Here is a 16,915-nt window from a genome sequence, read left to right as displayed (position 1 = left end):
CGTACCCGGATCTGCACTCTCAGCGGAATCATGGACGCTCAGGACCGCATTACGCTCGACCCGGCTATTCGCAGTGGGAAACCTACGATCCGAGGTACGCGCATCACCGTCTCGGACGTGCTTGAATACCTCGCTGGGGGAATGACGCCGGAGGAAATTCTAAGCGACTTCCCGGACCTGTCGGCGGAGGACATCCGCGCCGCCCTCGCCTTTGCCGCTGAGCGTGAACGCCGGCTCTTCGCAGCGTGAGGCTGCTGTTTGACGAGAACCTGTCGTTCCGTCTCCCGCAGACGCTCGCGGAAGCCTATCCGGGTTCTGCCCACGTTCGGGAGATCGGATTACTCGGCGCGGACGATGCCCGCATCTGGACACACGCTGCCGACGAGGGGTTTCTCCTAGTCTCGAAGGACACCGACTTCTACCAGCGGAGTATTCTCTACGGCTCCCCACCGAAGGTCGTGTGGCTGCGCGTCGGCAACGCTCCGACGACGCGCGTCGCAGAGCTGCTCCGCATCCGTCGCCCGATCATCGAGCGGTTCGCCGACGACCGGGAGGCGGCCTTCCTGATTCTGGACTGAGCCTACCCCGTGCTCTGCATCGCGGCGGCGAGGCCGTTGAGGGAGACGAAGAGGGCCTCCTCGAGGGCGTCGGCCTCGTCGCCTTCGGCCCCGCCGCTGCGCCACCGCTCGATCAGTTCGAGCTGGACGAGGTTCAGCACGTCAGTGTACGGGTTGCGGAGCCGGATCGACTTTTCGATCACCGGGCTGTGGGCGAGCAGTCGGTCCTGCCCGGCGACGCGGAGGAGCGCCCGCTCGGCGCGCTCGAACTCGGCCGCGAGGCGCTCGTGCTGACGCCCTTCGGCTAGGCCCGCGTAGCGCTCGGAAATGGCGAAGCGTGCCCTCGCCATCTCGCGGAGGGCGTTCGCAACGATCGCCTGGAAGAACGGCCACTCGGCGTGCATCTGCCGGAGCCGGTCAGCCTGCCCCGCGTCAGCCGTCGCCTGGGCGAGCGCGGTGCCGAGGCCGTACCAGCCGGGGACGGTGTAGCGCGGCTGCGTCCAGGCGAAGACCCACGGGATCGCCCGCAGCCCGTCGAAATCGACCTCGCTCGCGGCCTTGCGCGAGACCGGGCGCGAGGCCATCGGGATGCCCGCGATGTGTTCGATGGGCGTCGCCTGGAGGTACCAGGGCCAGAACGCGGGGTCGTCGATGAGCGCGCGGTAGGCCGTCATCGAGGTGTCGGCGATCTGCTGCATCAGCGCCCGCGTGTCGTCTTCGGTCGGTCCCTCGAAGCTCGCCGGGTCAGGGGCCTCGGCGAGGGCACCGAGTTGGGCGTGGACGATCTGCTCCAGGTGCCGCCGGGCGATGCCGGGGTGCGCGTAGCGGAACGAGATGACCTCACCCTGCTCCGTAAACCGGATGCGGCCCGTCTGCGCTTCGGGCGGCATGGCGCGGATGGCCTGGTTTGCCCGCCCGCCGCCGCGCCCGACCGTCCCGCCGCGCCCGTGGAAGAGCCGGAGGTCGAGCCCGAAGCGCTGGCAGACGCGGGCGATCGCGCCCTGCGCTTTGTGGAGCGCCCAGTTGGCCTGCCAGTAGCCGCCGTCCTTGTTCGAGTCCGAGTAGCCGAGCATGACCTCCTGCATCCGCCCGCGCGCCACGAGCTGCCGGACGTAGACCGGGTGCGTGAAGAGTCGGTCGAGGAGCGCCTCGCCGCGGTCCAGGTCGGCGATCGTTTCGAGGAGGGGGACGACGTCGAGCGGGCAGGTGACGCCACCGCCGGGGGCCATCTGCCACAGCCCGGTTTCTTTGAAGAGCAGCAGCACCTCCAGCACGTCGCTGACCGCGTCGGTCATCGAGATGATGTACGACCCGATGCTCTCCGGCTCTGCGCTGAGCGCCCGCCGGGCGACGTCGAGAACGCTGAGGACGCGGTGGGTGTCGTCGCCCACCTCAGCGCCGGGCGCGCGGAGCGGACGCGGGTTGCGAAGCTCGGCGTCGAGCACGCTCAGTCGCTCGGCTTCGCCCAGCGAGGCATAGTCGTCGGTGACGCCCGCGAGGCGGAGAAGGTCGTCCACGGCGGCCTCGTGGAGGCGGCTATGCTGCCGCAGGTCGAGTGCGGCGAGGTGGAAACCGAAGGCGTCGGCCTGCACGCGGAGGTCGGCCAGCGGCCCGTCGGCGACGAGCGTCTCCAGGCCGGCGGCGGTCAGGCTCTCGGCGACCAGGTCGAGGTCGGCCCGGAAGTCGGCGGCGGCGTAGCTGAACTCATCGCCGCTGAGGAGCCGGTCGAGCTTGGCCTGCATCAGCATCAGCTTGAGGCGGACCGGCTCGTGGGCGTTCTGCCGCCACCGCCGCGCGGGGAGGGCCACGGCCTCGCGGTCCTGCTCGATGGAGTCGCGCAGCGCGGCGAACGCGTCGCCCGGCGTCTGGCGCTCGGAGACGGAGAGCGTGAGGCGGAGGTGGTCGAGCGCGCGGCGGTAGAGCCGGAGCGCGTCCTCCCGGTGCACGCCCAGCGTCCATTCGGTCACCTCGGCCGTCACGCGCGGATTACCGTCGCGGTCGCCGCCGATCCACGAGCGGTAGCGTAAGAGCGGCGGCAGGGACGCAGCATGCTGCGCCCGTACTTCTTCCTCGTCGTAGTAGGTGTTGAGGGCGCGGCGGAGGTCGGCGTGGATGCGGGGGACGGTCTCCCAGATGCTGGTGGCGACGAAGAAGAGGCCGTGGCGGACCTCGTCCTCGACCGTCACCGCCGCCGAGCGGATTTCGTCGGTGGCGAGGAGGAGTTGGACCACGCTCTCGATCTCGCCGACGAGCGCGTCGTCTTCGGCCGGCGTCGTGTCGCGCTCGCGCAGCCCACCGAGGAGGTCAGCGATGCGCTGCTGGTGGAAGAGGATCGAGCGCCTACGCGCCTCGGTCGGGTGCGCCGTCAGCGTCGGCTGAACGTCGAGCGCCCCGACGAGCGCGAGCACGTCGTCCAGCGAGCAGCCCTGCTCTTTGAGCGCATGGACGGCGGCCATCACCGACTCGGCGCGGGGTGCGTCCGGCGACGCCTCGCGGGCGCGGTCCCGGTTGATACGGAGGATTTCGAGCTGCTCCGCCTTGTTGACGAGGTGGAAGAACGTCGTGAACGCCCGCAGCAGCGCCACGAGCCGGTCGAGCGGCTGACTGTCCAGGAGGCGAGCGGCCTCGTCGTGCTGCTCTTCGCGGCACAGCCCGCGCAGCGTCTCGACGAGGTCGAACGCGTCGTCGCCGTAGCGGGCGCGGACGGCGCGGCCGAGCAGCCCGCCGAGGAGGTTGACCGTGCGCGAGAGCGGGGCCGAGATGCCGGAGCCTTCGGCCTCAATCTCGAGGCCGCCGGGAAGCGAGGTGGGGATGGGCACAGAGCGGAGAGTCGGGTGAGCTCTCGAAGATATCGCCCCGCACCGATCCGCCCGAAATAGTTTTGCGAGAGGGGCTACGCCGCCTCTGCCTTGAGCCGGTCGAGGTAGTGGCGGCGGAGCTTGGCGACCTTCGGCGCGATCACCGCCTGGCAGTAGGGCTGGCCGGGGTTCTGCCGGAAGTAGTCCTGGTGGTAGTCTTCGGCCTCGTAGAACGGCCCGAGCGGCGAGACCTCCGTCACAATCCCGCGGTCGAAGATCTGACGCTGGGTGAGGTCGGCGATGACCTCGTCGGCGACGCGGTGCTGCTCGTCGTCGGCGTAGAAGATCACGGAGCGGTACTGCGTGCCGGTGTCCGCGCCCTGGCGGTTGAGCGTCGTCGGGTCGTGGGTGGCGAGGAAGACGTAGAGCAGGTCGCGGTACGAGATCACGTCGGGGTCGAAGTGGACCTGGACGACTTCGGCGTGGCCGGTGCGGCCGCCGCAGATCTCGCGGTAGGACGGGTTGGCCCCTTTGCCGCCGGAGTAGCCGGAGACGACGCGCTCGACGCCTTTGAGGGGCTGCATGACGGCTTCAACGCACCAGAAGCAGCCGCCGCCAATCGTGGCCGTTTGAAGGTTGCTCATCGGGATGACTCGGGTTCGGTGAATGGGGACGCTGCTACGCCCGCTACGCCCGAAAGCTCCTTACGAACGACGACTGCCGAGCGACGAGTGACGAACGGCTGCCTATCCAGACTCGTCGCTCGTCACCCGTACTTCGTCGCTCACTCCATCGCATCAGCTTCAGCTTCCGTCTCGACGAGCGCGCCCGTGCGAAGCTCTACGACCACGCGGTCGAGGTCGTAGACGGCGTCGAGGGCTTCGAGGACCGCGCGGGCGTCGACCATCACGTTGCGGCCCCGGTCGGCGAAGTAGATGTAGTCGCGGCTCAAGCCCTCGATCATCCGGTCGAAGTTGAGACCGACGAGGCGGAGGTCGCGGTCGACGGCTGGCGAGCCGGAGTTGCCGCCGATCGTGTCGGAGGTCGAGACGAAGTTGAGCGGCGTCGCGCGGTCGAGGTCGGGCGGGGCGGGGAGCCAGCGCTCGGGGAGCGCCCACTCGGAGTCCTGCCCGAACGAGGCGTTGCGGTCGTAGAGCCCGAAGAAGGTCGTGTTCGGCGGGGCGACGGTGCCGTTGTAGTCGTACCCGCGCACGACGCCGTCGGTGAAGCGCGGCGAGAAGGTGGCGTCCGGCGGGACGGCGGTGCCGTAGACCGCGAACCGCGCCTGCCCGAGCCGCCGCGCCACCTCGGCCTCCTGCGCGCCCAGCCCAGCGCTCGCGCTCTGGAACTCGGCGAAGCGGGGCAGAACCGCGCGGGCCAGGTCCACAGCGAGGTCGTCCGATGCCATCGTTACGTCTCCTGCCTGCTCGGCGCTCGACAGGTCCGATCCCGCGATGATCGCTTCTGCTGCTGCTTCAGGCGAGCGCCCGTCGAGGATTGGGTTGACGAACCCCGGTTCGAGGTAGCGCTCGAACTGGCGAAGCTGAGCCGCGAGGTACATCCGGTCCAGCGCCGGCGGCAAGTCGGCGATGGAGGCTACGTCGCCGCCCTGCACCACGGCGAAGGCTCGGCGCAGCGTGGACGAGGAGTACGTCGGGTTCGTCATCGCGGCGAAGGCGCTGAACGCGGGGGCGACCTCGCGCTTCTCGCGCTGGAGGGCCGACATCCGGTCGATCAGCCCGCCGTACTCAGCCCGGAGGCCAGCATCCGACTCGATGGCTTGGCGGAACTGGCGCTCGAAGTCGCGGCGGCGCGCCATGATGACCTCGTTCGTGAGCGCGTCGGCCCGGCCCCGGTATGCCTTGCGGGCGTTGCTCAGCCCGAACCGCTGGTTGCGGACGCCCTCCTCGTCCGGGTGGTCTTCGAGGTAAGCGTCGATAGCGGTGATGCGCCCGTTGAGGAAGGTGAGCAGTGCGGGCACCTGCACGTCGCGCCGGTAGTGGAGCTGGGCGACGGTGTCGCCCCGATCCGTCGAGCCCGGGTTGCCGATCACGAAGACGAGGTCGCCGGGCGCGACGCCTTCCGTGCTCCACGCGTAGTGGAAGTCGGACGTGTCGAGCGGCTGCCCATCTTGGTAGACGCGGAGGAACGCGAAGTCGAGCGCGTAGCGCGGGTACGTGAAGTTGTCCGGGTCGCCGCCGAAGAAGCCGAGCTGCTCCTCGGGCGCGGCGACCATGCGGAGGTCGTCGTAGCGGCGGAAGGTGTAGGCCGAGTACAGACCGCCGTTGTAGAGCGAGACGACCTGTACCGTGATCCCGTCTCCAGTCGCCAGTTCAGCCTCGATCTCGTCGGTCACGGCGCTGCGCGCGGCAGCCCGCTCGGCATCGGTCTGGGCGGCATCGAGCGCGGCGTTCACCCGGTCGGTCACGTCAGTGATGGCGACGAGTTGGTCCACGTACAGCCCCTCGACCCGGCGCTCATCGCCGAGCGACCGGGCGAAGAAGCCGTCCTGCACGAGCGTCTCGCCCTCGCGCGTCACGTCCACGATGGCCCCGCGCACGCAGTGGTGGTTGGTCGCCACCAAGCCGTCGCGGGAGACGAACGAGGCGGAGCAGCCCGGCAGCCGGAGCGCGGAGAGACGAGCGCGCTCGAACCATGCCTCGTCCGGGCGCAGGCCGTAGGTCTCGGCGAGGTAGTCGACGGGCGGGTTCTCGAAGAGCCACATCTTGCCGTTGTCGAGCGGCCCGGCGCGCATCACGTCGGCGTCTTGGGCGAAGGCAGGCAGGGCGAGAAGCAGCGCGGCGAGGGGCAGAAATCGGGTCGGCATGGCGAGGAAGCGAAGTGGATGAAACGGGAAGCTACGACGCAGCCCCGAGGTCTTGGTAATGGTACGCTCCGACGGGACAGTCTGCTCGGCGATGCGACCGGCGCAGAATCCGTAGGGGCGAGGTGCGCCTCGCCCTGGGTTGGCATTACCCCTCGGGCACGGTACCGCCGTGCCCCTACCGCCCGAGCGCCCGGTCCGGGTAGTCCGTGATGAGGCCGTCCACGCCGAGGGCGCGGAGCCGCTCCATATCGCCGACCTCGTTGACGGTCCACGGGATGACGAGCATCCCGGCCTCGCGCGCCGCCGCGACCACGGCCTCGTTCACGAGTCGGAAGTCGGGGCTGTAGATGTCGGGGACGAACCCGAGCGCGCCGAGGCCGCTGTGCAGGCTCTTCTCCGGCGACCGTCCCGTATCCTCGACGAGCAGCGCGAGGCGGACCGGGAGGCTGAGGCTGCGCACCTCCTGGAGCGTCCGCACGTCGAACGACTGGAGCGTGAACCGCTCGGCGATGCCCTCCGTCTTCACAACCTCCCACAGCAGGCGGACGAACTCGCCCGGTGGTGGGTGCAGACGCCCGTCGCCCTCGGGCGTCGACTTGGTCTCGACGTTGTAGAACACCGGCGGGCGGCCGTGCTCGTGCGCGTAGGCTTCGGCGAAGCGAACCACCTCGGCGAGCGTCGGCTTCGCGGCGGGCTGGAGCACCTGCTCCGGGAAGCGCGGGGTCAGCCGGCTCCCGCAGTCGAACCGGGCGATCTCAGCGTAGGGCAGGCCGAACAGCGTGATCTCCTCGTCCGGCGCGACGGGCCGCCCGTCCGGGTGCGCGCAGAACACCGGCGACATCGTGGGGTCGTGCGAGACGACGACCACGCGGTCGGCCGAGACGACGGTGTCGAGTTCGAGCGTCGTCACGCCGAGGTCGAGGGCGCGGCGGAAGGCGGGGATCGTGTTCTCCGGCGCGAGGCCGCGCGCGCCCCGGTGCCCCTGCACGTCGAAGCCGTCGGGGACGCGCGGCATCAGAAGGGGATGACGAACCGGACCGACGGTGGCGACGGGGTGCGCAGCGGGTCCGGCTCGTCGTCGTTCCGTAGGCCACTCGGCGTGATCGCATCGCCGAGGGCGTGGAGGCCGAGGGCGATCCCGGTCCCGAGCACGATGCCGACGGCCACGTCGGAGGGGTAGTGCACGCCGAGCCACGGGCGGCTGAGCGACACCGCCGCCGCCCATGTGAGCGACGGCGCGATGACGTACCACTCGGGGTAGGACAGGCTCACCGAGGTGGCGAGCGCGAACGACAGCGCGGCGTGGCCCGACGGGAACGAGTGCGGGTCGAACGTGCTCGGGTGGCCGCCCGAGCGCGGCGTGACGCCCGGCAGCGAGGCGTAGGGCCGGGGCCGACGGATGAGCGTCTTGAGCGCGAACACGGCCCCAATCGTGCTGGCATGCGTGAGCGTCAGGAGGTACGCCGGCTGGTAGTCGCGGTCGCCGCCGCCGGCGAGGGTGCCTAGCCACGCCGCCGGGACCGCCCCGATGAAGACGTTGCGCGAAGTCCAGTGCACGCCGCGCATCGTGGCGGCGAAGGCCGGAGCCTCGATGTCGTAGATCGTGCGGAAGAGCCGGACATCCGCCGTGCTCGGCGGGTCTTCGGCCACGATGGGCGTGCCGGTGGCGGGGTCCACCTGCCCCTGCACAGGCACAGCGGCGATCAGGAGGAGCGTGAGGAGCGGGAAGGCGCGAATCAGCACGGCAGCGGAAGGTGGAAGGGTGACGTGGAAACGTCGGCAGAGAAAGACGCGCTACTGTAGGTCGGGATGTGTCTGCGTCCAGTTCATTGAGGAGGGCTTTTCTTCGACGTGTCGGAAGTAGAAGGTATCGCTCATCGCTCCCGAAGCTCCTCTGTGAGGGGGACCGTACAGACGCACCTCGTCGAGCACGAACGAGGTGTCACTCAGAATACGCCCTTTGTACTCCGATACGTCATAGCTGCGAGGTATCGTACCAAAGCTCAACCGAAAGACTTGAAGCAAGAGGCTGTCCTCCCCAACGCGGAACTTCCCCCACCGAATTCCTCCATTGATGGTTCTGTCGAAGAGTTGAGGGTCGTTGATGAAGCGCTGAAAATCCCCATGCGCATTCTCCAGCGTCCCGTAGCGAGTCGGGCCGATCTCGGAGTCGTTGAGACGCCTTCCGCTGCGTCCGACATACGCAGCCGTTCCGTCCCGCCAGAGCAGGATAGGATCGATGGCTTTGCCGAGAGACGGGTCGGCGGAGAAGTGAGGCACGAGGTGGTAGTAGTACCCATCGAGTTTCAGCGGGGCACTCTCAAGGTTGGGGTCGTCAATAGTGAAGTGATCCGCCACGACCGTGATGCAACCGGCTATGCATAGGCAGAAGATGCCTACACAAACGGTGTAGCCGCGCATCGTTTTCGCTTTGCCGGGCAATTGCACGTTCACTCTCGCACTGGTACTGTAAGCTAAGCGTCGCTCGCGCAAAAAAGCCGCGCCGCCAACAAGCGTCGGCGGCGCGGCATACGCGCTGGGTCCGAAGGTCGGAGTCAGGGTCAGGCCCCGAAGACCTCGGCGGCCCCGTTCGCCTGCTCCTTCGTCACCTCGGCCGCCTCCGACACCGCGTCGGGGGCCTCGATCATCCCGAGGTCCACCTTGACGCGGTGGAGGACTTCGGCGCGGGCGTCGTCGTTGTCGCGGAGCCACTGCTTGGCCGAGTCGCGGCCCTGGCCGATCTTCTCCTCGCCGTAGCTGTACCACGAACCGGACTTCGTGACGATGTCCGCCTCGACGGCCATGTCGACGAGCTCGCCCATCGAGGAGATGCCCTCGTTGTAGATGATGTCGAACTCAGCCTGCCGGAACGGCGGGGCGACCTTGTTCTTGACCACCTTGACGCGCGTCCGGTTGCCGACGATCTCGGTGCCGTCCTTGACCGCGCCGATGCGGCGGATGTCCATCCGCACCGAGCAGTAGAACTTGAGCGCCCGCCCGCCGGGCGTCGTCTCCGGGGACCCCCAGGAGACGCCGATCTTCTCGCGGATCTGGTTGATGAAGACGAGGCAGGTCTTGGTCCGGTTGATCGTCCCGGTGAGCTTGCGGAGCGCCTGGCTCATCAGCCGCGCCTGGAGGCCGACGTGGCTGTCGCCCATCTCGCCCTCGATCTCACTTCTAGGCACGAGCGCGGCAACGGAGTCGACCACGACCACGTCGAGCGCGCCCGAGCGGACCATCATGTCGACGATCTCGAGGGCCTGCTCGCCGGTGTCGGGCTGGGAGATGTAGAGGTCGTCGATGTTGACCCCGAGCTTCTCGGCGTAGGTCGGGTCGAAGGCGTGCTCGGCGTCGATCATCGCGCACGTCCCGCCGAGCTTCTGGGCCTCGGCGATGATCTGGGTGGCGAGCGTCGTCTTCCCGCTCGACTCGGGGCCGTAGATCTCGACCACGCGCCCGCGCGGGACGCCGCCGATGCCGAGGGCGTGGTCGAGGGCGAGGCTCCCGGTCGGGATCGCGTCGATGATGACCGGCGGCGCGTCGCCGAGCTTCATCACCGAGCCTTTGCCGAACTGCTTTTCAATCTGCTTGAGGGCGAGGTCGAGCGCCTTCTGGCGGGCCCCGTCCTGCGTCGAATCGTTTGCCATGATGGTGGGTGTCCCCGTGGGTTGGTGAAGGTGTGTACGGGAGAATACAGCCGGGCGCTGCCAGCCTTGTGTCATACGGAACTAGACGCGCAAAGTCCCGCCCCGTAACCCCGCCGAACTGATTTTTTTGAACGTGCGCCTCGACGGGTTGCCCCCAGGCAGGGCGTAGGACCGCTACGCCCCTACGAACAGGTGCAAAGCGCAGAGGTCGGCCTATCTACAGCGGCCCCTGTCTTACCGTCCACTGTCTTACCGTCCACGGTCCACTGTCTCACCGTCTACCGCCGCTCGGTCCCGCCGCAGGAGCTGCCGGCGCAGGAGGTTGAGCGCGAAAGTGATGCTGAGGCGCTTGTTGAGCAGCCGGTCCTTCGCCAGTTGCAGCCGCACGGCGTAGCTCCCGTGCGTGTCGGCGTAGCCAATCCAGACGGTGCCGACGGGCTTCTCGGGCGTGCCGCCGCCCGGCCCGGCCACGCCTGTCGTCGAGATGCCGAGGTCGGTCCCGAGGCGGAGGCGCACGCCCTCAGCGAGTTGCTTGGCGACGGCCTCGCTCACGGCCCCGTGCGCCTCGATGGCGGCCCGGTCCACGCCGAGGAGGCTGACCTTCTGCTCGTTGCCGTAGACAACGGCCCCGCCGCTGTAGTAGGCCGACGCGCCGGGGACGTTCGTGATGCGGTCGGCGAGGAGGCCGCCGGTGCAGCTCTCGGCCGTGGCGAGGGTCAGCCCGCGCTCGCCGACCATGCGCCCGACGGCGGCTTCGAGGAGATCGTCGCCCTCGCCGAAGACGAACTCCTCGACCCGGTCGCGGACGAGGCGCTCGAAACCTGCGAGCCGGTCCTCGGCCTCGGCACGCGTGGCCCCGGAGGCGGTAATGCGGAGGCGGATGACGCCGTAGCTCGGGAGGAAGGCGAGGTGGAGGTCGGGGCCGAGGCGCTCGGCGTAGTCGCCGAGGGCGTCGGCGAGGTCGGTCTCGCCGCGCCCGACGGTGAGGAGGGTCTTCTGCACGACCGTCTCGTCGCCGCGCCGCTCGACGAGGCGCGGGAGAACGGCCTCGCGCATGAGCGTCTTCATCTCCTGCGGGACGCCCGGCATCACGGCGACAGCGCAGCCGCTTGCTTCGTCCTCGAACCACAGCCCCGGTGCCGTCCCGACCGGATTCGGCAGGGCCTCGAAGCCTTCGGGGAGCTCGGCCTGCACGCGGTTGCGCGCCGCCATCGTGCGGCCCCGCGCCTCGAACTTCGCCTTCAGCTCGGCGAAGAGGTCGTCCCGGAAGACGAGCGCGCGGCCGAGCTCGTCGGCGACGGCGCGCTTGGTGATGTCGTCGTGCGTCGCCCCGAGGCCGCCGGTGAGAAGGACGGCGTCGGACGCCGCGAGGGCGCGGCGCAGCTCGTCGCGGATGTCGTCGGCCTCGTCGGAGACCGTCGCGGCGCGGCGGACGGTGATGCCGCGCGCGCTGAGCTGCTCGCCGATCCAGGCCGCGTTCGTGTTGACCGTCTGCCCGATCAGCAGCTCGTCGCCAACGGTGATGAGAGAAGCTATCATTGGGTGATTGAGGGATTGAGAGATCGGGGGAGTGGAAAACGTGCGACCACCGGAACGCAATCCCTCAGTCCTCCGATCCTCCAGTCCCCCGATGGCTCTGGCTCCACCCTTCCGGGTCGGCGCGCCAGGCGCGGAGGGTGCCGAGCGACGACGACGCCAGCGCCCCGGCGCGCTCGGCGACGCGGAGGAGGGTATCGAAGTCGGTGAGCGTGGCGTGGGCGAGGCCGGCTTCGGCGAAGCGTCCGGCAGCGGCGTCAAGGCCGTACGAGAAGATGGCGAGGACCGTCGTCGGGACCGTACCCGCCGCACGCAGCGCCTCGGCGGCGGCGGCGGACGAGCCGCCGGTCGAGATCAGGTCCTCGACGAGGACCACCCGCTGCCCTGCTTCGAGGCGGCCTTCGATCCGGTTCTCGCGCCCGTGACCCTTCACGCTCGCCCGGACGTAGGCCAGCGGCAGCCCGAGCTGGTCTGCGACGAGCGCAGCTTGCGGGATGCCGGCCGTCGCCACCCCGGCCACGGCGTCGGGGGCTGCCTCGCTCCGCCCGATCAGTTCCTGGAAACCGGCCGTGACGCGGGACCGGATGGCCGGGTAGGCGAGCGTCAGCCGGTTGTCGCAGTAGACCGGCGCGCGGAGGCCCGAGGCCCAGGTGAACGGCTCGTCCGGTCGCAGCACGAGCGCACCGATCTGCAAGAGGTCCGCCGCGATCTGCTCGCGGAGCGTCGTGAGCGGGTCGATGTGCGGTGTCGTGGGAGGCAGGCTCATCGGGCAAGCGTGAGGGTGCGCGACACGCTGCGCCCACCGGCCGTCAGGCGCACGACGTACACGCCGGGCGCGAGGCCGGGCGCGCTAAACCGGACGGTGCCCGCGCCCGCCGCCGCCACGCCGTCGCGCAGCACGGCCACCTCGCGCCCGAGCACGTCGTAGACCGCGATCCGCACCGGCCCCGCCTCGGCGAGGTCGAACCGCAGCACAGTCTCGTCCGCGAACGGGTTGGGGCCGCTGAGTTGAAGCGCGAGCGGAGCGTCAGCCTGTGCGGCGTCCTCGTTGCTGACCTTTGGCGGAGCGAAGCGGTAGATGCCGCCGAGGAAGTAGTTGAGCGCGTACAGTTCGCCCGATTCGTCCGTCCCGAACGAGACCACGAAGAGTCCGGTGAAGTCTGACAGGAGCTCCACCTCAGCCGGCTCGCCACTCTGCGGGTCGTAGTCCAGGCTCCACAGCTTGCGGAGCCCCCAGTCGGCGACGATGTACTTCCCGTAGTAATCGGGGGCGCTGGAGCCTCGGTAGATGTAGCCGCCCGTCACCGAGACGCCCACGTCATGGGGGTAGGCCCACACAGGGCGCGTCATCCCCTCGTCCTCGCACGTCTCGCTGTCGAGGCACCCGTTGCCCTCCATGACGCTCCAGCCGTAGTTCCCTCCGCCCGTGACCAGGTTGACCTCTTCCCATGACAACTCGCCCACGTCGCCGACCCAGACCTGCCCGGTCTCGGAGTCGATGGAGAAGCGCCAGGGGTTGCGGAAGCCGTAGGCCCAGATCTCCTCGCGCCAGCCGTCGTCGTTGCCCGCGAACGGGTTGTCCGGCGGGATGCCGTAGTTCCGACCACCCGATGGATTGTCCACGTCGAGGCGGAGGACCGAGCCGAGGAGCGTCGTGCGGTCCTGTCCAGCGCCGAGAGGATCGAAGCAGCAGGCACCGTCTCCGACGGAGAGGTACAGGTAGTGCTCCCCGAGCGGACCCTCGGGAATCCCGAAGTGGAGGTCGCCTCCGTGGTGGTTGAGGTTCTCGCCGCGCTCGATGTCGAGCAGGATGAGTTCGGTCTCTAGGTCGACAGGCTGGCCGGGAGCTTCGGGCGCGGTGAAGCGCGCGAGCCGGGAGCGGTACGGTCCTTCCCCTGCCTCGGTGACGTAGTACACGAAGAAGTACCGGTTTTCCTCGTAGTCGGGGTGGAACGCCAGGCCGAGGAGCCCCCCGGCTTGGTTCGAGTAGATGTCGTTCGAGAGGTCGAGGAAGGTGTCCGCCTCGGCGACATCGTTGTCGTTGGGGAACGCGTAGACGCGCCCGTAGATGTCGGCCACGTAGAGGTAGTCAGACCCGTCGCCCGCGTTCCGGATCGCGATGGCGTTTTCGAAAGCCAGGTTGGGAAACACGCGCTCGAGGGGAGCCTGAGCATAGGCTGTCCCCGCAGACAGGACGAGGAGAAGCAGGAAACGGCTGAGCATCATAGAGATTTAGAAAAAGAACTCGGTAGACTATCGGGCGAGAAGCACCTTGCGGGTCCGCGTCGCGCCTGCCGCTTCCAACTGCACGACGTACATGCCGGGGGCGAGGCCGTCTGCGCTGAACCGGACGGTGCCCGCGCCCGCCGCCGCCACCCCCTCGCGCAGCACGGCGACCTCGCGCCCGAGCACGTCGTAGACCGCGATCCGCACCGGCCCCGCCTCGGCGAGGTCGAACCGCAGCACGGTCTCGTCCGCGAACGGATTGGGGAAGGGGGCCCGGAGGACCGTTGCGGTACCCGTCGCGCCGGGTTCCGCGTCCACGATCCTACGCACGAAGCGGTAGACGCGGCGGGTGTCCCACCCGAGCGCGTACAACTCGCCGCCCGCGTCCACGCCGAACGAGGACAGGAGGAGGTCGACTTCGCCCGGCTCGTTGTCATCGTCTCCTGCCAGGAGGAGGGTGTTGGTGGTGTCCCCCGCCGCGGGGTCGATGTCGAGCGCCCACACGCGGCCCGTGCAGAAGTCGCCGTAGACGTACTGCCCCACGAGCTCGGGGAGGTCCGCGCCGCGGTAGACGTAGCCGCCGGTGACCGAGCACATCCCGTCCGCGTGCGGGTACTCCCACGCCGGGAACGTGACGCCGGCCGGGTCGCACGGACCCTCGAAGCAGTGCATCCCCTCGTACATGTCCCAGCCGAGGTTGGCCCCCGCCTCGCGCACGGCGGTCACCTCCTCCCACTGCCCCTGCCCCACGTCGCCGACCCAGAGGTCGCCGGTGACGGGGTCGATGGAGAAGCGCCAGGGGTTGCGCAGCCCGTAGGCCCAGATCTCCTCGCGCCAGCCGTCGGCGTTGCCCGCGAACGGGTTGTCCGGCGGGATGCCGTAGTTCCGACCACCCGATGGATTGTCCACGTCGAGGCGGAGGATGGAGCCGAAGAGCGTCTCGCGGTTCTGGGCGTGGTCGAGAGGGTCGCTCGCCGACCCCCCGTCGCCGAAGGAGACGTAGAGGTTGGCCGCGTCCTCGCCAGGGTGGAAGGCGAGCTTGCCGCCGTTGTGCCACCGGAACGGCTGCTCGACGTCCAGGAGCACGACTTCGCTGCCGAGCGTAGCGCGGGGCGGGGCGTACTCGGTCACGGTGAAGCGGGAGACGATCGACCGGTGGTCCTCGCCCGGGTTCGCCGGGGGCGCGTTGTAGTAGACGAAGAAGTGGCCGTTTTCCTGATAGTCCGGGTGGAAGGCGAGGCCGAGCAGGCCCTCTTCCCACGACGGCTCGTCGTAGCTCACGACAGAGCGGAGGTCGAGGAGCGTGTCGAGCCGGCTCGCGGCCTCGTCGTTCTCGAACGAAAAAAGAAGGCCGACTTGATCGACCACGAACAGGCGCGTCTCGCCGGGGGCTGTTTCGAGCCCGATGGGGACCCGGAAGCGCGGCAACTCGGGGAAGGCTGCCTCCAGTTCGACAGGCTGGGCGATGGCCGGAACCGCGAGGAGCACGGCGACCAGAAAGCAAGCGGGGCGAAGCGTCATGGCAGACAGCAGGCAGAAGAAGGGAGGCGAACGGCGGTCTAGCGGGCGAGGACGACCCTGCGCGTCCGCGTTGCGCCTGCCGCTTCCAGTTGCACGACGTACAGCCCGGCCGGCAGGCCGGCGGCAGCCAGCGTCACGGTGGTCTCGCCCGCCGGAGCCACACCGTCGAGGAGCACCGCCACCTCGCGCCCGAGCACGTCGTAGACCGCTACCCGCGCCGGCCCTGCCTGAGCGAGTTTCACCGTCAGCGCCGTTTCCGCGCGGAACGGGTTCGGGCCGCTGAGGTCGAGGCGAAGGATCTCCGGACTCGGACCGCTACCGGTGGAAGTGTCGGACCCGGAGAAGAACCGGTAGAACTGTCCGTTCTGGCGGACGAGGTACAGCTCGCCGCGGGCGTCTTCGCCGAACGTGGTCAGCGCCGGGAAGGGGCTCGCCGGGAAGCGGAACACCTCGTCATTCACCGGCCGCGCGCCCGACGTGTCGAGCGCCCAGACCCGGCCGGAGCAGTAGTCGCCGTAGACGTAGCGGCCCGTCAGTTCCGGCACCTCGGTGCCGCGGTAGACGTAGCCGCCGGTTACGGAGCAGCCGAGCGAGTGGTTATACTCCCAGACGGGAAATGCCAGCCCCTCCGGGTCGCACGGCCCGTCGAAGCAGGCGTTGCCCTCGTACGTGTTCCAGCCGTAGTTGGCGCCGTCCTCCATCACGTCGATCTCTTCCCACTGGCTCTGGCCGACGTCGGCGATCCAGCCGGTGCCGGTCTCGCGGTCGAAGGAGAAGCGCCAGGGGTTGCGGAGGCCCCACGCGTAGATCTCGTCGCACGTACCGCCCGGCCCGTCGGCGAGGGCGTTCGGCGGGACGGTGTAGCCCGCCTCCTGGCCGCCGATCTCGCCGCAGTCGGGCGCGGCCCCGCCGCCGTCCACGTCGAGGCGGAGGATCGCGCCGAGGAGCGTCGTGCCGTCCTGCCCGTTCTCCTCGGGGTCGCCGCCGGAGCCGCCGTCGCCGAGCGAGAGGTAGAGATAGCCGTCCGGGCCGAAGGCGAGTCCCCCGCCGTTGTGGTTGCTGAAGGGCTGGTCGACCTCGAGCAGGACGAGTTCGGTCGCCGGGTCGGCCATGCTGGGGCTTGAGGCGGAGCGGGAGAACCGGGACAGGCGCGAGCGGTGCGGGGGCCGCGTGCTGTAGTTGACGAAGAGGTACCCGTTCGTCTCGTAATCCGGGTGGAAGGCCAGCCCGAGTAGCCCTTTCTCGCCGCCCGAGCTGACCCGGTCGAGGAGGTCGAGAAACACGCTCGACGAGGCTACGTCCGGGCCGATATCAAACGCCCGTACCACGCCCGCCTGCTCGACGACGTAGAGCCGATCCTCGTCGACCGGGTCGTGCTCCAGCCCGATGGGACTGTCGAACGAGAGGCCCGGGAAGACTTCCTCGACGGTGATCTGGGCGTAGGCGGGAGCGGCAAGCAGCAGAGCAGCAAGGAGAAGTAGACGCATGGCGAGTAGGGCGAAATCGGTGGAGACGGACGGAAGCAGTCTGGCGGGACAGTATATACCCAAACTATCCGGTGCGCGCAGGGTAAATCTAGTGAACCCGTTGGACGGTGGACAGAGGACGGTTGGCGCGTTGCGCAGCGGCCTCGGTAGTTTTCGCGGCTTTGCTTTGCCCGACCTCCCGACCTCCCGACCTCCCGACCTCCCGACCTCCCGACCTCCCGACCTCCCGACCACCCGACCTCCCGACCTCCCGCCCCGCACCAGTACCGAACGAAGCCCACGCATGCCGGGTCCGCGGGGTCACACGGGGGGCCGT

General features: G+C 69.2%; 14 protein-coding genes. 2 read left to right on the top strand and 12 right to left on the bottom strand.

What is annotated here, in order from left to right; all coding sequences use genetic code 11:
* Positions 1-30 precede the first annotated feature (30 nt).
* Positions 31-249: a DUF433 domain-containing protein gene (locus AAGI91_06795; GenBank protein MEM1042324.1), complete on the top strand. Its 219-nt coding sequence runs from the start codon at positions 31-33 to the stop codon at positions 247-249.
* Positions 246-578 carry a DUF5615 family PIN-like protein gene (locus AAGI91_06790; protein ID MEM1042323.1) on the top strand — a complete coding sequence of 111 codons (333 nt, stop codon included), beginning with the start codon at positions 246-248 and terminating at the stop codon, positions 576-578. The genes AAGI91_06795 and AAGI91_06790 overlap by 4 nt, the downstream gene beginning before the upstream one ends.
* Before the next feature lie 2 nt (positions 579-580).
* Here the strand turns inward: AAGI91_06790 and ppc are convergent, their stop codons facing one another.
* The 12 genes from ppc to AAGI91_06730 all read right to left on the bottom strand — a co-directional run bounded on the left by ppc (position 581) and on the right by AAGI91_06730 (position 16,599).
* Entirely contained in the window at positions 581-3,376 is a 2,796-nt protein-coding gene (gene ppc / locus AAGI91_06785) for a phosphoenolpyruvate carboxylase (GenBank protein MEM1042322.1), read from the bottom strand.
* Between the two features lie 74 nt (positions 3,377-3,450).
* The gene (gene msrA, locus AAGI91_06780) at positions 3,451-3,999 is read right to left on the bottom strand and encodes a peptide-methionine (S)-S-oxide reductase MsrA (protein ID MEM1042321.1); all 549 of its coding nucleotides are present in this window, start codon (positions 3,997-3,999) and stop codon (positions 3,451-3,453) included.
* A 140-nt stretch (positions 4,000-4,139) separates the two neighbouring features.
* On the bottom strand, positions 4,140-6,182 hold the full coding sequence (locus tag AAGI91_06775) for a S46 family peptidase (protein MEM1042320.1): 2,043 nt from the start codon (positions 6,180-6,182) through the stop codon (positions 4,140-4,142).
* 175 nt (positions 6,183-6,357) lie between these two features.
* The gene (locus AAGI91_06770) at positions 6,358-7,197 is read right to left on the bottom strand and encodes a glycerophosphodiester phosphodiesterase family protein (protein ID MEM1042319.1); all 840 of its coding nucleotides are present in this window, start codon (positions 7,195-7,197) and stop codon (positions 6,358-6,360) included.
* Positions 7,197-7,925: a phosphatase PAP2 family protein gene (locus tag AAGI91_06765; GenBank protein ID MEM1042318.1), complete on the bottom strand. Its 729-nt coding sequence runs from the start codon at positions 7,923-7,925 to the stop codon at positions 7,197-7,199. The genes AAGI91_06770 and AAGI91_06765 overlap by 1 nt, the downstream gene beginning before the upstream one ends.
* A gap of 51 nt (positions 7,926-7,976) precedes the next feature.
* Positions 7,977-8,603 carry a hypothetical protein gene (locus tag AAGI91_06760; GenBank protein MEM1042317.1) on the bottom strand — a complete coding sequence of 209 codons (627 nt, stop codon included), beginning with the start codon at positions 8,601-8,603 and terminating at the stop codon, positions 7,977-7,979.
* A gap of 140 nt (positions 8,604-8,743) precedes the next feature.
* Entirely contained in the window at positions 8,744-9,829 is a 1,086-nt protein-coding gene (gene recA / locus AAGI91_06755; protein ID MEM1042316.1) for a recombinase RecA, read from the bottom strand.
* Between the two features lie 249 nt (positions 9,830-10,078).
* Positions 10,079-11,368, bottom strand: a complete 1,290-nt coding sequence (locus AAGI91_06750) for a competence/damage-inducible protein A (GenBank protein MEM1042315.1) — start codon at positions 11,366-11,368, stop codon at positions 10,079-10,081.
* 64 nt (positions 11,369-11,432) lie between these two features.
* Positions 11,433-12,131: an orotate phosphoribosyltransferase gene (pyrE, locus tag AAGI91_06745; protein ID MEM1042314.1), complete on the bottom strand. Its 699-nt coding sequence runs from the start codon at positions 12,129-12,131 to the stop codon at positions 11,433-11,435.
* The gene (locus AAGI91_06740) at positions 12,128-13,591 is read right to left on the bottom strand and encodes a PQQ-dependent sugar dehydrogenase (GenBank protein MEM1042313.1); all 1,464 of its coding nucleotides are present in this window, start codon (positions 13,589-13,591) and stop codon (positions 12,128-12,130) included. The genes pyrE and AAGI91_06740 overlap by 4 nt, the downstream gene beginning before the upstream one ends.
* A 27-nt stretch (positions 13,592-13,618) precedes the next feature.
* Complete coding sequence (locus tag AAGI91_06735) at positions 13,619-15,112, bottom strand: PQQ-dependent sugar dehydrogenase (protein MEM1042312.1); 1,494 nt, start codon at positions 15,110-15,112, stop codon at positions 13,619-13,621.
* Between the two features lie 38 nt (positions 15,113-15,150).
* Complete coding sequence (locus AAGI91_06730) at positions 15,151-16,599, bottom strand: PQQ-dependent sugar dehydrogenase (GenBank protein ID MEM1042311.1); 1,449 nt, start codon at positions 16,597-16,599, stop codon at positions 15,151-15,153.
* Positions 16,600-16,915 lie beyond the last annotated feature (316 nt).

Source organism: Bacteroidota bacterium (genome assembly GCA_038746285.1).
Taxonomy (GTDB): Bacteria; Bacteroidota; Rhodothermia; order Rhodothermales; family JANQRZ01; genus JANQRZ01.
The sequence above is the reverse complement of the archived record's forward strand: the minus strand, read 5'-3'. Positions and strand labels throughout refer to the sequence as shown.

What these genes read in the sequence shown, in the direction of transcription:
- AAGI91_06795 (MEM1042324.1), top strand. Translation starts at nt 31, where the DNA reads ATGGACGCTCAGGACCGCATTACGCTCGACCCGGCTATTCGCAGTGGG.
- msrA (MEM1042321.1), bottom strand. Translation starts at nt 3,999, where the DNA reads ATGAGCAACCTTCAAACGGCCACGATTGGCGGCGGCTGCTTCTGGTGC.
- AAGI91_06775 (MEM1042320.1), bottom strand. Translation starts at nt 6,182, where the DNA reads ATGCCGACCCGATTTCTGCCCCTCGCCGCGCTGCTTCTCGCCCTGCCT.
- AAGI91_06770 (MEM1042319.1), bottom strand. Translation starts at nt 7,197, where the DNA reads ATGCCGCGCGTCCCCGACGGCTTCGACGTGCAGGGGCACCGGGGCGCG.
- AAGI91_06760 (MEM1042317.1), bottom strand. Translation starts at nt 8,603, where the DNA reads ATGCGCGGCTACACCGTTTGTGTAGGCATCTTCTGCCTATGCATAGCC.
- recA (MEM1042316.1), bottom strand. Translation starts at nt 9,829, where the DNA reads ATGGCAAACGATTCGACGCAGGACGGGGCCCGCCAGAAGGCGCTCGAC.
- AAGI91_06750 (MEM1042315.1), bottom strand. Translation starts at nt 11,368, where the DNA reads ATGATAGCTTCTCTCATCACCGTTGGCGACGAGCTGCTGATCGGGCAG.
- pyrE (MEM1042314.1), bottom strand. Translation starts at nt 12,131, where the DNA reads ATGAGCCTGCCTCCCACGACACCGCACATCGACCCGCTCACGACGCTC.
- AAGI91_06740 (MEM1042313.1), bottom strand. Translation starts at nt 13,591, where the DNA reads ATGATGCTCAGCCGTTTCCTGCTTCTCCTCGTCCTGTCTGCGGGGACA.
- AAGI91_06735 (MEM1042312.1), bottom strand. Translation starts at nt 15,112, where the DNA reads ATGACGCTTCGCCCCGCTTGCTTTCTGGTCGCCGTGCTCCTCGCGGTT.
- AAGI91_06730 (MEM1042311.1), bottom strand. Translation starts at nt 16,599, where the DNA reads ATGCGTCTACTTCTCCTTGCTGCTCTGCTGCTTGCCGCTCCCGCCTAC.